Origin of the sequence: Dolomitihabitans soli (genome assembly GCF_022213955.1) — a bacterium.
Taxonomy (GTDB): Bacteria; Actinomycetota; Actinomycetes; order Streptosporangiales; family Streptosporangiaceae; genus Streptosporangium_A; species Streptosporangium_A soli.
Genome location: NZ_JAKNTW010000009.1, coordinates 226,748 through 239,555, shown reverse-complemented (window position 1 = coordinate 239,555; position 12,808 = coordinate 226,748). Strand labels below are relative to the sequence as shown.

The window sequence follows — 12,808 nt, the reverse complement described above, 5'->3', positions numbered from 1 at the left end:
TGTCGGGCCGCATTTATTTATATAAGCCGGGCCACTGAATTCAGGCCGATGGCTCTTACAGAGAATTCTCCACTCGGGACAACTTTAAGTAGTAGCTTGATTACTTAAAGTGTCCGCCAGAAGGAGGGGCTCCATGCTCGCAGTCAGCCTGTTCGCCCGTCGCGCCGCCGCCGTCACCGCCGCCGCACTGGCCCTCACCGCGTTAGCCTCAGCCGCCCCGGCGCAGGCCCAGACGGCGGCGAGCCGGCTGGAGCTCACGGTGGTGGGATTGTCCGGGGATTACAACCACTGGACCCTGACCTGCGGCCCGGACGACGGCAGCCACCCGAACCCCTGGGCGGCGTGCGCCGATCTGTACGCCGTCGACGGCTATCTCGAAGAGCGCGAGCCCGACCCGAACCCGTGCCCCCGGATCTACGACCCGGTCGAGGCCACCATGGAGGGCTACTGGTTCGGCCGTCCGGTCTTCTACCGGCAGCAGTTCTCCAACCAGTGCCTCATGACGGCCGCCACCGGCGCGGTCTTCCCGCCCCTCCAGTAGCCTCCGCCATCGATCCCATCGCCCCGGGCCGCATCTCCCGGGGCCGCATGACGACCCGCGCCACCCGGCTCCCGGCCGGGCCCGGGACGGCTCCGCCGGACGCCCTCGGCATCCGGCGGGGTCGGCGACGTACGGCTCAGCGGCTCAGCTGAAGATCACGTCGCTGCAGAAGTAGAACGACTGGTCCATGTGCGAGGCCTGCCAGATCGTATAGACGATGTGGCGTCCGCTGCGTCCCGGGGCACTGGCGGCGATCGAGATGTTCTGGGTGGGGGCATATCTGCCGGTCTCGCGGACCAGCTCCAGGTTGTTCCAGCCCAGCGACTGGGTGGCGGGGTTGAAGCCCTGCCGGGTGACGTAGACGCGGAAGTAGTCGGCGCCGTGGAGGGCCTGGTCCCACAGGTTCACGGAGAAGTTGGTGCCGATGTTCGTCGTCTTCCACAGGCCCACGGTGTCCAGGGAGTTGTAGCGACCGCCTTCGGTCCGGCCGGCGCTGCACAGCTGGCCGTTCGGGATCGCCGCCTGATGGTTGCCGCCGACGTTGTTGCGGTAGAGCCCGTTCCAGTTCCACATGGCGTTCGGGTTGTCCTGCCATGCCTGCCAGCACATCGGGTCCTGCTGCGCCATGGTGGGGTTCTGGAAGTCGCTGCCCCAGCGGTTCCAGCAACCGTAGTTGCGGGACGCCGGGTTGATGATCGAGCCGTGCGCGGTGGCGGTGTCGGCCAGGGGAATCAGGACGAGCATGGCCGCCGACAGCAGGGCCAGGGCACGCAGCGCCCAACGGGGGGTGTTTCTGACGTGATGATGGTGCATCGTGCGGTCTCCATCTTTCCGGGTGGGGGATTACCGGACAGTGGGAGCGCTCCCATGATTTGCTGGCAAGTTTACCTGACGGAAATGAGTTGGACTACCTGACGAGGAAAAGTTGAAAGTTTCATCCCGGGCAGCACAGCCTGCCACCCCCACGATCGGCGGAGAACCGACCCTGACTCAGAACCCGGTGGAGGAGGTCAGGATCTGCCTTCGCGGGGTGGGAGGTGGGTGTCGAGCCAGTTGAGCTCGGCGAGGAGGCGGTCGGGGGGACCGGCGAGGGAGGGGTCGCCGAGGGAGAGGTCGAGGGCGTCGCGGGCGGCCTGGTAGCGGGTGGCCGCGAGGAGCCGGGTACGGGTGACCGGGTCGTTGGCCGCACCGGCCGCCATGACGGTGGCGCGGGCGGCGGCGGCCAGGTCGGCGGCGATGATGTGGGTGCGGCGGAACTGGCGGCGCCGCATGGGAGAGAGGATCCACGACGCGTCGCGCAGGACCCCGGAGAAGTTGCGGCCGGACACGGTACCGCGCGCGACGGCGAACACGACGTGCGGCAGCGACGCGAGGGAGGCCCGGCGGAGGCACTCGACCTCCAGCGCGGCGAGGCGGTCGACGCGGGCGCGCAGGCGGACGAGGAGCAGCCGGGAGTACATCTCCACGACTTCCTGCTTACGGCTGACGAACCGGGGCTCCCAGGATGTGCCCCGTTCCAGCAGAGTGGCCTCGGGCCGGCGTCCGAACACCATCTCGTGGGCGTGGACACTGCAGGCGTAAGTAAGGGCGAGCGTTACATCTCGGCCTCGGGTGGCGGCGTGATCCTTCATGGTCTGCGCAGGCTGCTTCGGTGACGGGCGTTGTACATGGCCCTCCTGAGGGACGCGGCTGCGTGGATGGCCGTAGTGACCCGGAGGCCACTACCTGCAGTATCTCAGGTGTTGGGCTTCCACGCAGGTGCCACCCACCCAAATAGGCACAAATCACAGCGGCGAGGGGGCGTCCGACATGCTGACCGGTGGAGGCGCCCAGACGGTGATCACGTGGTGCGGCGACCTGCCGGCGGATGCCTGATCATCGAAGCCGGGCATCGGCAGGAGACGGTTCCAGCGGCCCGTACTACCCGATCCTGACCAGAGCCGTTCGACGATCTTCGTCAGGGACGGCGCGCGTTCACGGGATCTTCCGGGCTTGGCGGCTCGGGCGTGGCACCGATGCCGGGGGGAGCCGTCACGCGTTCACGAACTTGGGCTAATGGCCTTCTTCAGGGGGTATTCGTCCTGCGAGGGGGTGGGGACGTTGCGCGCACTGACGGTGAGACCCGGTGAGCAGGGTTCGTTGCGGGTCGAGGAGGTGCCCGATCCGGTCCCGCGCGAGGGCGAGCTGCTCGTCGACGGCCTGGCCCTGGGCATCTGCGGGACCGACAGGGAGATCGCCGCGGCGGAGTACGGCTGGGCGCCCCCGGGCGAGGATCGGCTGATCCTCGGACACGAGTCACTCGGCCGGGTGGCCCAGGCTCCCGAAGGGTCGGCGTTCGCGCCGGGTGACCTCGTCGTCGGGGTGGTGCGCAGGCCGGACCCGGTCCCGTGCCCGGCGTGCGCGCGGGGCGAGTTCGACATGTGCCGCAACGGCCGCTACACCGAGCGCGGGATCAAGGCGATCCAGGGCTACGGCAGCGAGCGGTGGACCGTGGAGCCCGCCTACGCGGTGAAGCTCGACCCGGGCCTGGAGCGGGTGGGGGTGCTGATGGAGCCGGCGACCGTACTCGCCAAGGCGTGGGACCACATCGAGCGGATCGGCTCGCGGGCGTGGTTCCAGCCCGAACGGGTGCTGGTGACCGGGGCCGGCCCGATCGGGCTGCTGGCCGCGCTGATGGGCAGGCAGCGCGGGCTTGAGGTGCACGTCCTCGACCGCGTCAGCGGCGGCATCAAGCCGGATCTCGTCCGCGAGCTGGGCGGCGTCTACCACAAGGGGTCGGTCCCCGAGGCGGTCGGAGACACCAAACCGGACATCATCATCGAGGCCACCGGGGTCGGCCCGATCGTGTTCGACGCCGTGGAGAACACCGCCTCGGCGGGCATCGTCTGCCTGACCGGGGTCTCCGCGCCGGGACGCCGCCTCCAGGTGGACGCGGGAGCGATCAACCGCGAGATCGTACTGGAGAACGACGTGGTCTTCGGTTCGGTCAACGCCAACCTCCGGCACTACGAGCTGGCCGCGCAGGCGCTGGCGGCGGCCGACCGATCCTGGCTGGAACACCTGATCACACGCCGGATCCCGCTGGCCCGGGCACACGAGGCGTTCGAGCCCGATCCCGGCGACGTCAAGGTGGTCCTGGACCTGGCAGCGGGCTGAGCCGTGCCCGCCCGCCACGCCGTATCACCATAAGCGAGAGGATTGAAGTCCAGACGGCGTGCGGATGGAGCAGATCATGACGGATAAGGCAGTCATCGGGGTCACCGGCCTGGCGGTCATGGGCCGCAACCTGGCCAGGAACTTCGCCAGGCACGGTCACACGGTGGCGGTGCACAACCGGACCACGGCCAAGACCAAGGCCCTGGTCGAGGAGTTCGGACACGAGGGCACGTTCGTGGCGGCCGAGACCGCCGAGGAGTTCGTGGCCTCGCTGGAACGGCCGCGCAGACTGGTCATCATGGTCAAGGCGGGGGCGCCGACCGACGCGGTGATCGAGGAGTTCGCGCCGCTGCTCGAACCCGGCGACATGATCGTCGACGGCGGCAACGCGCACTTCGCCGACACCCGCAGGCGGGAGGCGGCGCTGCGCGAGCGTGGCCTGCACTTCGTCGGCACCGGGATCTCGGGCGGCGAGGAGGGCGCGCTGAACGGCCCGAGCATCATGCCGGGCGGCTCGGTGGAGTCCTACCAGGCGCTCGGGCCGCTGCTGGAGAGCATCTCGGCGAAGGTGGACGGCACGCCGTGCTGCACCCACGTCGGCCCGGACGGCGCCGGCCACTTCGTCAAGATGGTGCACAACGGCATCGAGTACGCCGACATGCAGCTCATCGCGGAGGCGTATGACCTGCTCAGGCATGGCGCGGGGCTGACTCCCGCCGAGATCGCCGACGTCTTCACCGACTGGAACTCCGGCCGGCTCGGCTCCTATCTCATCGAGATCACCGCCGAGGTGCTCGCACACACCGACGCCAAGACGGGCAAGCCGTTCGTCGACGTCATCCTGGACCAGGCGGAGCAGAAGGGCACCGGCCGCTGGACCGTGCAGATCGCGCTCGACCTCGGGGTGCCGGTCAGCGGGATCGCCGAGGCCGTCTTCGCCCGTTCGGTGTCGGGGCACGCCGACCTCCGCCGCGCCGGCCGCGGCCTGCCCGGCCCGGCCCGCACGGGTACGGCGGGCAGCCCGGTCTCACCCGACGACGTGGAGAAGGCGCTCTACGCCTCGAAGATCATCGCGTACGCCCAGGGGTTCAACCAGATCCAGGCCGGCAGCAAGGAGTACGGCTGGGACATCGACGCCGGGGCGATGGCGACGATCTGGCGGGGCGGCTGCATCATCAGGGCGAAGTTCCTCGACCGGATCCGGGGCGCGTACGAGGCCGATCCCTCGACGCCGACGCTGCTGACCGACGACCACTTCACCGAGGCGCTCGCCGACGGGCAGGACGCCTGGCGCGAGGTCGTGGCGACCTCCGCCCGGCTCGGCATCCCCGCGCCGGGGTTCAGCTCGGCGCTCGCCTACTACGACGCGCTGCGCGCCGAGCGGCTCCCGGCGGCGCTCACCCAGGCCCAGCGCGACTTCTTCGGCGCGCACACTTACCGGCGGGTCGACGAGGACGGCTCCTTCCACACCCACTGGGAGGCCGGCAACACCGAGGCTCGGGCCTGACCTGGCCGTGCCGTCCCTTGGCAAGTAGGTTGCAACTCGTGTTCATTACATTGCGCGGGTAATAGGACCTACTAGCTGGGGGTTGGATGAAGGCCCGCATTTCGGGCGTCGCTACGTTTCTGCCTGGCCGTACGCTCAGCAGTGCGCAGGTGGAGAAGGGGATCCGGGGATACGTTCCGCCTGCGGGAATCGTCGAGCGGATGACCGGGATCCAGTGGCGACACGTGGCGGACGACGATCAGCAGGCCTCCGACCTGGCCGTCTCGGCGGCCAGGAAACTGGACCTCGACGGGATCGACCTGCTGATCTTCGCCTCGGCCTCGCAGGACATGGTCGAGCCCGCGACCGCGCACATCGTGTCGGCCAAGCTCGGGCTGTCGTGCCCGGTGTTCGACGTGAAGAACGCGTGCAACAGCGTGCTCAACGGCATTCAGGTGGCCGAGGCGCTGATCCGCACCGGGGGGCACCGCCGGGTGCTGGTGTGCTCGGGCGAGATGCCCTCCCGTGCGGTCCGCTGGCAGGTCAGCGACCGGGCGCAGTTCGTCGAATCGTTCGCGGGCTACACGTTGTCGGACGCGGGGGCGGCGGTGCTGCTGACGGCGGACGCCCGCCGCGGAGTGTTTTACCGCGATTTTTCGGCAGATAGTACGGCGTGGGGCGTCGGCACCCTCCCCGGCGGCGGCTCCGCCCACCCCCGCGACCCCGAGTACTCCTACTTCAAGGGCGACGGCCGCCGGATGAAGGCCGCCTTCGAACTCGTCGGCCCCGACCTGTTCCTCAACGCCCTCAAACACACCGGCCTGGGCTGGGACGACTTCGCCGTCGTCGCCGTCCACCAGGTGGCCATGCCGTACCTGCGCTTCCTGACCGGAGTGCTCGACCTCCCCGACGACCGGCTCGTGGTCACCCTGCCCGACCACGGGAACTGCGCCTCGGCCACACTGCCCCTGCAACTCTCGCTCGGCGGCTGGTCGCCCGGCGACCGGGTCGCGATGCTCGGGCTCGGCGGCGGGATCAGCATGGGCGTCATGCTGGCGGAGATGTGATGGACCTCTGGGTGATCGTCCCCGCCTACAACGAGGCGGCCGGGATCGAGGGCACGCTGCGCGCACTCGCCGCACAGGATGACCAGGACTTCACGCTGCTGGTGGTGGACAACGACAGCACCGACGGCACGGCGGACATCGCCCGGCGGCACGGCGTCCGGGTGGTCGGGGAGCCGCGCAAGGGCACCGGCGCGGCTGCCGACACCGGCATGCGGCACGCCATCGCGGCCGGGGCCACCCACCTGGCCAGGACCGACGCCGACTGCCTGCCGCGCCACGACTGGGTGCGCAACCTCCGGCGGGGGTTCGCCGACGGGCTGGAGATGGTCGGCGGGCAACTGCGGCCCCGGACCGACGAGTTCCCGCTGAAGTTCTGGGAGCGGCGGCTGATCCCCTTCGTCGTGGAGGTGGCCGCGCTGTTCGGCCGGTTCCGGCCGGGCAACCGCGATCCCGCCTATCGCGGGCCGTACGTCATGATGCCCGGTGCGACCATGGCGATCACCACCTCCCTGTACGAGCGCGCGGGCGGCTTTCCCCGGACCGCGATCGAGGAGCTGCACGAGGACCGCGCGCTGGTCAACGCCGTCCGCCGGCTCACCCCCGCCTACGCCACCCGGCGGGACGTCGTCGTCTTCGGCTCCGTGCGCCGGCTGCGCGCCTATGGCCTGGTCGGCACCCTCGCGTGGTACGCCGACCACCACTACCGCCCCGACGTCATCGACGTGCGATGATCGCGAACCACGAGACACAGCCGCACCCGATCACGTACCCGGCCATACGGCTACCGGCCCGGCCCAGGGCGGCGGTTGCAATGGTCGCGGACCACGAGACACAGCCGCACCCGGCCACGTACCCGGCCGTACGGCTGCCGCCCCGGCCCAGGGCGGTGCGATGATCGCGGACCACGAGGCACAGCCGTACCCGGCCGAGCGGCTGCCGCCCTGGCCCGGGGCGGCGGTGCGATGATCTCCAACCACGAGACACGGCTGTACCTGGCCGCGCACCCGGTCGCGTACCCGCTGGTGCGGCTGCTGGCCCGGCTGGGGCCGGTGGTGCGGGTGCCGGGCCTCGGCGTGGTGGTCAACGACGCCGCCGTGGCGCGGGCGGTGCTGACGGACGACCGGTTCCGCAAGGACGGCCCCGGCTCGCCTGGTGACCTCTGGACGCCCGTCCTCGGCCCCTCCGTGTTGCTCAACATGGAAGGCGAGGCCCACCTCGCGCTGCGGCGCAAGCTCGCCCCGCTCTTCGCCCCCGCCTCCGTTGATCCGCTGGTCCGCGATGTTCTGAACGAGCCGCTCGCCGACCTCTCACGACGGCTGGCCGATGGCGAGACGGTCGATCTGGTGGACTCGATGCGGCTGATGGCAGGGGCGGTGATCGGCCGGCTGATCGGGCTGGAGGAGGTCGGGGAGAAGGCGGCCAGGGAGCTGTTCGCCGATGGTGAGCGGGTGGTGTCGATGGTGTCGCTGCGTTCGCGGCGGCTCGCAGACCGGCAGGTCGCCGTCGCCCGCGCGGTCCTCGACCGCATCGGCGACATCGCGTCCGCCGCGTACCACCGGGGCGGCGAGACCACCGTGATGGGCCGGATGCGCTCCCTCGGCCTGTCCGAAGCCGAGGCCCGGGGAGCCGCCGGAGCCTTCTTCCTCACCGGCACGGAGACCGTCGCCACCTTCGTCCCCCGCCTGGTCGCGCTCCTGCACGACCACGGGACGAGCGAATTCGACCTGGACACGGCCATCGACGAGGCGATGCGGTTCACCACGCCGACGCCGGTGATGCTGCGCTCGGTCGCCGCACCCGGCCGGGTGGGGCGGGTGCAGGTCCGGCCGGGCGATCGGGTGGTGATCGTCACGCACAACTGCGCCCGCGCCTACGGTCCCTTCGACCCTGCCCGGAAGCATCCTGCCGAGGTGCGCCACCTGTGGTTCGGGGCCGGGCCGCACTTCTGCATCGGCTACCCGCTCGCTCAGGCCGAGATCCGGGCGGTGGCGGAGGTCGTCCTGCGGCACCGGCCCCGGATCGTCGCCCGGCGGGCCGCTCGCCGGGTCCTCATTCCCACGTACGCACAGCTGTGGATAGCCCATGCACGATGATTCACGTGAAACATTTGACCTCGTCGAGGGGGTACTCGCGGCTGCTCGCCGTACTCCGGAGGCGGTCGCGGTCATCGACGGGCGCGGGCGGGAGCTGACCTACCGGGAGTTGGGCCGGCGGGTCCTGGCCGTGCGGGACGCGCTCGGCGGGATATCCGCCGGGGACGCCGTGTTGTTCGCGGTGCGACCGGGGCCGGACGCGGTGGTGCTCGCGCTGGGGGCGGTGGCTGCGGGCGGGATGCTCATGCTGGCCGATCCGGGGCTGGCCCCCGAGGTCTTCGCCGGGCGTCTCGCGGCGGCCCGGCCTCGCTGGGTGATCACCGAATCACCGGCGTACCTGTTGAGCGGCCCCCTTCGCCGCCTCGCCCGCCGCAGGGGCCTGGTCCTCCCCCGGCTCGCCGCCATCTCCGCCCGTCATCTCTACACCGGCCCCTGGCTCCCCGGTGTGCCCCGACACGCCACCCGGCTCACCGCTCTTCCCCGTTCCGGCGTCGGGGATCGGGCGGTTGTCGGAGGCTCGGCCGATGACCCGGCGGTGGTGGTGTTCACCTCGGGGACCACGGGGGCGCCCAAAGGGGTGGTGCACACGCGGGGGTCGCTGGCTCGGGGAGCGCAGCTGTTCGGGGAGGCGTTTCCGCTGGGAGCCGGGGATGTGGTGCACACCGACCAGCTCATGCTGGGTCTGCCGGCGTTGACGGCGGGCGCGACGTGGTCGTTGCCCGGGGCGGCCGAACGGTTCACGGCCGAACTGGGCGAGCGGCGGGCGACGCACACCTTCTGCGTGCCGGTCCGGCTGGACGCCCTGCTGAGGAAGACCCCCGAACTGCCCGGCACGTTGCGCTACCTGCTGCTGGGCGCGGCTCCCGCACCGCCCGCCGTGCTGCGCAGGGCGATCACGGCGGGCCCGCACGTGCGGGTGCTCTCGGTCTACGCGATGACGGAGGCGCTGCCGATCGCGATCGCGGACGCGGAGGACAAACTGGCCAACCCGGAGGGCGACCTGCTGGGCACACCGCTGCCGGACGTGGGAGTACGGCTGGCCGGCGACGGCGAGCTGTTCGTCTCCGGGCCGCACCTCGCCCGTGGCTACCTGGGCGAACCGCCGCACGACGAGGTCGCGACCGGGGATCTGGTGCGGATCGACGACAAGGGCCGGCTGGTGCTGCTCGGCCGGAAGAAGGACATGATCCTGCGGGACGGGGTCAACATCTATCCCGGGCTGTACGAGCCCGCCATCGCCGCGCTCCCCGGGGTCGCGGAGGCGGCGATCATCGGCCTCGCCGACGAGGCGACCGGCGACGAGGAGGTCGTGCTGGCGCTGGTCCCCGAGGCGGGATTCGAGGAGTCTCTCGTTCGCAAGGCCCTTCCCGAGCTCGTCGACACCGGCGCCCTTCCCGACCGCATCGCCGTACTCGACGCCTTCCCACGCGCCGGCCGCGCCGACAAACTCGACCGCGCCGCCCTCCGCGCGACGGTGACACGATGACCGCCACCGACCGCCACCGCGCCCTCCCCGAACTCACCCTCCAGGCTGAGGCGACCACCGTCACCGACCCTGAACGCACCACCCTCCAAAACACGACGACCACCCCCGGACGCACAACCCTCCACACCAGGGCAACCACCGTCACCGACCCCGGACGCACCACCCTCCAGGGCAGGGCGACCACCGACCCCGGACGCTCCACCCTCCCAAGCGCGGTATCGCGCCTCCCAAGCGCGGTGTCGCCGTGATCGTGGCGGTCACGGGGGCCTCGGGGTTCGTGGGCGGGGCGGTGTGCCGGGCGGCGGTGGCCGCGGGGTGGGACGTGCGCGCGTACGGCAGGCGGGCGCAGGTGGCGGCCGGGCACGTGGCGGGGGCGCCATATCGGGCATGGGACATCACGCGGGCGGCGCCGTACCGGCTGCCCGAGGTGGCGGCGGTGATCCACTGTGCGGGCAGCGTCACCGACTGGGGGCCGCCGCGCGGGATCTGGGCGGCGAACGTGACCGGTACGCGTAATGTGGCCGCCGGGTTCCCTGGGGCGCGGTTCGTGCAGGTGAGCACGGCCAGCGTCTATGACCCGTTCCGGCCCACGGTCCGGGCGCGGGAGGAGGAGGCGCCGGTCAGGAGATACGTCAACGCCTACGGGGCGTCGAAGGCGGCGGCGGAGCGGGTCGTGGCGGGGCGGGCGGTGGTGCTGCGGCCGCACGCGGTCTACGGCAAGGGCGACACCACGCTGCTTCCCCGGGTGCTGGGCGCGGTGCGCGGGCGCAGGCTGCTCGCGGTGGGCGACGGCCGCCAGCGGATCAGCCTGACCTCGGTGGACAACCTGGTGCGCGCCTGCCTGCTGGCCGCCTCGGGCCCGGTCGATCGCGGGGTGTTCAACGTGGCCGACGCCGAGCCGGTCGTGCTGGACGACGCCCTGCGCGCGATCCTGGCGGAACGGAACGTGCCCGCCGAGCCGTACTATCTGCCCGCCGGCCTGGTCCACCCCGTCGCAGCCATGGCCGAGACCGTTCACCGGCTGCTCGGCGTGAGCCGCCCGCCGCGCCTGACCCGCTACGCGGCCGGTCACCTGGCGGTCGAGCGCACGCTGGACATCTCCGCGGCGATGAGCACGCTGCGTTATCACCCGACTGGCACCTCCTTCACCGGGGCCGCCACCTGGTGACCCAGTTCAGGGGGGTTGCCGCGCGTCGCCACCGGATGGATGCAAACGTAACTAACCTGTGGTGAGTGACGGAGAGTGGTGGCCGGTTCGGCTTGGGGGCGAGCGCGGCGCTCACGTTCGGATCGGCGGTGATCTGGGGGCTCGCCCATCTCGTCACGGGACGCCGGCTGACCGGTCTGCTGCTGCTCGCGGTCGAGGCGACGCTGGTGGGCGCCGGCGTCGTCATGCTCTCCGGCCACCGCGCCCGTCTGCTCGGGCTCGCCGTACGCCCGGGATGGCTGGCGGGGCTCGCCGTGGGCCTGGTCGTGCTGGGCCTGGCCTGGGCCGCCGTGATCATCTGTTCCTACCGCCTGGTACGGCCCGCCGCCGTCACCCGTCTGCTGACGGCCGCGCTCTGCCTGCTCGTCATCGTCCCTGCGGTCCACGCGGCCAGGGTGGCCTACCTCTCGGGCGACCTCATCACCGGCATGTTCGGCCGCGCGCACGACCCGTGGAGCGGCAAGGACAGGGTGAACATCCTGCTGCTGGGCGCCGACGCCGCCACCGGCCGCGAAGGGATCCGCACCGACAGCGTGACCCTCGCCTCCATCGAGGTCCGCACCGGCAGAGCCGTACTGCTCGGACTCCCCCGCAACCTGGAACGGGTCCCGATGCCCGACGGCCCCGCCAGGAGACGCTTCCCGTACGGCTTCGCGGGCGACCCTCCCCTGACCCCCGGCATCCTCAACGAGATCTTCCAGTACGCCGAGGACCACCCCGAGATGGTCCCGCACACCCCCACCGGCAAACGCGGCCCGAAACTACTCAAGGACACCGTCTCGGGCATCCTCGGCCTGCCCGTCCACTACTACGCGATGGTCGACATGAAGGGATTCGCCGACATCATCGACGCCATGGGCGGCGTGACGGTGAAGGTCAGGGAACCCATCGTGTACGGCTCGCGTCGCGAAGGGCTGATCCCGGCGGGCACCCGGAGGCTGTCCGGCGAGGCTGCCCTCTGGTACGGCAGGTCACGCACCGACAGCAGCGACTACGTCCGGATGGCCCGTCAGAAGTGCCTGCTCAACGCGGTCGCGAGGCAGGCCGGACCGGCGACCCTGCTCAGCGGCTTCGACCGGCTGGCCCGCGCCGCCAGGCAGGCGGTGTCCACCGACATCCCACAGAGCCTGCTGCCCGGCCTGATCGAGTTGTCGCAGCGGGTCCGCGACTCGGAGATCAAGAGCCTCCAGTTCGTCCCCCCGCTGATCGACCCGGCCACCCCCGACTATGCGTTGATCAGGCGCAAGACGGCCGAGTCGCTCCACGGGACCGCCCCCCGGCCGGCCGCCACACCTAGCCCGGCCAGGAGCACCCCCGTCTCCCTCGACGAAACCTGCTAAGCCCTGACGGCTGGGACGAGCGCTCCGCGTCAGTGGTAGATCTTCAGTCCCACCACACCGGCCACCACGAGCAGCAGGCAGGCGATCCTCGGCAGGGAGGCCGACTCGCCGAGCCAGGCCATGCCGACGACTGCCGTGCCGATGGCGCCGATGCCCACCCAGATCGCGTACGCCGTACCGACCGGAATGTCGCGAAGCGCCCAGCCGAGACCGATCATGCTCAGGATCAGCGCCACCACGAAGACCGTCGTGGCCAGCGGTTTGGAGAACGCCTCGGATTTGTCCAGGGCCACGGCCCAGACGGTCTCCAGGATTCCCGACACGAAGAGCACCAACCAGGCCATCTTGTTCCCCCCGATCGCTCATACCCCGGCGGAACGCCTCGCGACCGTGGCATGATGAGCCCTCCAGGGTTGCAATGGTTTTCATAAT

The 12,808-nt window shown here is 71.0% G+C and carries 13 protein-coding genes; 10 read left to right on the top strand and 3 right to left on the bottom strand.

Annotated features, from left to right (window positions below; all coding sequences use genetic code 11):
* Positions 1-133: 133 nt before the first annotated feature.
* Positions 134-541 (top strand): SSI family serine proteinase inhibitor, encoded by a 408-nt coding sequence (locus tag MBA17_RS21095; protein ID WP_238498233.1) that lies wholly within the window; start codon positions 134-136, stop codon positions 539-541.
* A gap of 144 nt (positions 542-685) precedes the next feature.
* On the opposite strand, the gene MBA17_RS21090 is transcribed toward MBA17_RS21095, so the two are convergent.
* Positions 686-1,354, bottom strand: coding sequence for a lytic polysaccharide monooxygenase auxiliary activity family 9 protein (locus tag MBA17_RS21090; RefSeq protein ID WP_238498232.1), 669 nt, complete (start codon positions 1,352-1,354; stop codon positions 686-688).
* Between the two features lie 197 nt (positions 1,355-1,551).
* The gene (locus MBA17_RS21085) at positions 1,552-2,094 is read right to left on the bottom strand and encodes a hypothetical protein (RefSeq protein ID WP_238498231.1); all 543 of its coding nucleotides are present in this window, start codon (positions 2,092-2,094) and stop codon (positions 1,552-1,554) included.
* Positions 2,095-2,641: 547 nt separating this feature from the next.
* Between MBA17_RS21085 and MBA17_RS21080 the strand changes: the two genes are divergently transcribed.
* From MBA17_RS21080 to MBA17_RS21040, 9 genes are all read left to right on the top strand, one after another.
* Entirely contained in the window at positions 2,642-3,697 is a 1,056-nt protein-coding gene (locus tag MBA17_RS21080) for a glucose 1-dehydrogenase (protein WP_238498230.1), read from the top strand.
* A 76-nt stretch (positions 3,698-3,773) separates the two neighbouring features.
* Entirely contained in the window at positions 3,774-5,204 is a 1,431-nt protein-coding gene (gene gndA / locus MBA17_RS21075) for an NADP-dependent phosphogluconate dehydrogenase (RefSeq protein ID WP_238498229.1), read from the top strand.
* 149 nt (positions 5,205-5,353) lie between these two features.
* Positions 5,354-6,250 (top strand): 3-oxoacyl-ACP synthase III family protein, encoded by an 897-nt coding sequence (locus MBA17_RS21070; RefSeq protein ID WP_238498228.1) that lies wholly within the window; start codon positions 5,354-5,356, stop codon positions 6,248-6,250.
* Positions 6,250-6,981 carry a glycosyltransferase family 2 protein gene (locus MBA17_RS21065; RefSeq protein ID WP_238498227.1) on the top strand — a complete coding sequence of 244 codons (732 nt, stop codon included), beginning with the start codon at positions 6,250-6,252 and terminating at the stop codon, positions 6,979-6,981. Before MBA17_RS21070 ends, MBA17_RS21065 begins: the two co-directional genes overlap by 1 nt.
* 231 nt (positions 6,982-7,212) lie before the next feature.
* Positions 7,213-8,343 carry a cytochrome P450 gene (locus MBA17_RS21060; protein ID WP_238498226.1) on the top strand — a complete coding sequence of 377 codons (1,131 nt, stop codon included), beginning with the start codon at positions 7,213-7,215 and terminating at the stop codon, positions 8,341-8,343.
* On the top strand, positions 8,333-9,829 hold the full coding sequence (locus MBA17_RS21055) for a class I adenylate-forming enzyme family protein (protein WP_238498225.1): 1,497 nt from the start codon (positions 8,333-8,335) through the stop codon (positions 9,827-9,829). Before MBA17_RS21060 ends, MBA17_RS21055 begins: the two co-directional genes overlap by 11 nt.
* A complete protein-coding gene (locus tag MBA17_RS21050) occupies positions 9,826-10,077 on the top strand; it encodes a hypothetical protein (protein WP_238498224.1) in 252 nt (83 codons plus the stop codon). The genes MBA17_RS21055 and MBA17_RS21050 overlap by 4 nt, the downstream gene beginning before the upstream one ends.
* Entirely contained in the window at positions 10,074-10,997 is a 924-nt protein-coding gene (locus MBA17_RS21045) for an NAD-dependent epimerase/dehydratase family protein (RefSeq protein WP_238498223.1), read from the top strand. Before MBA17_RS21050 ends, MBA17_RS21045 begins: the two co-directional genes overlap by 4 nt.
* A 65-nt stretch (positions 10,998-11,062) precedes the next feature.
* Positions 11,063-12,376, top strand: coding sequence for an LCP family protein (locus tag MBA17_RS21040; RefSeq protein WP_238498222.1), 1,314 nt, complete (start codon positions 11,063-11,065; stop codon positions 12,374-12,376).
* 29 nt (positions 12,377-12,405) lie between these two features.
* Here MBA17_RS21040 and MBA17_RS21035 read toward each other — a convergent pair whose 3' ends face one another.
* Positions 12,406-12,720, bottom strand: a complete 315-nt coding sequence (locus MBA17_RS21035; protein WP_238498221.1) for a DMT family transporter — start codon at positions 12,718-12,720, stop codon at positions 12,406-12,408.
* Positions 12,721-12,808 lie beyond the last annotated feature (88 nt).

Coding starts and splice junctions, on each gene's coding strand:
- MBA17_RS21090 (WP_238498232.1), bottom strand. CDS start 1,354: ATGCACCATCATCACGTCAGAAACACCCCCCGTTGGGCGCTGCGTGCC.
- MBA17_RS21060 (WP_238498226.1), top strand. CDS start 7,213: ATGATCTCCAACCACGAGACACGGCTGTACCTGGCCGCGCACCCGGTC.
- MBA17_RS21035 (WP_238498221.1), bottom strand. CDS start 12,720: ATGGCCTGGTTGGTGCTCTTCGTGTCGGGAATCCTGGAGACCGTCTGG.
- gndA (WP_238498229.1), top strand. CDS start 3,774: ATGACGGATAAGGCAGTCATCGGGGTCACCGGCCTGGCGGTCATGGGC.
- MBA17_RS21050 (WP_238498224.1), top strand. CDS start 9,826: ATGACCGCCACCGACCGCCACCGCGCCCTCCCCGAACTCACCCTCCAG.
- MBA17_RS21065 (WP_238498227.1), top strand. CDS start 6,250: ATGGACCTCTGGGTGATCGTCCCCGCCTACAACGAGGCGGCCGGGATC.
- MBA17_RS21055 (WP_238498225.1), top strand. CDS start 8,333: ATGCACGATGATTCACGTGAAACATTTGACCTCGTCGAGGGGGTACTC.
- MBA17_RS21085 (WP_238498231.1), bottom strand. CDS start 2,094: ATGGTGTTCGGACGCCGGCCCGAGGCCACTCTGCTGGAACGGGGCACA.
- MBA17_RS21095 (WP_238498233.1), top strand. CDS start 134: ATGCTCGCAGTCAGCCTGTTCGCCCGTCGCGCCGCCGCCGTCACCGCC.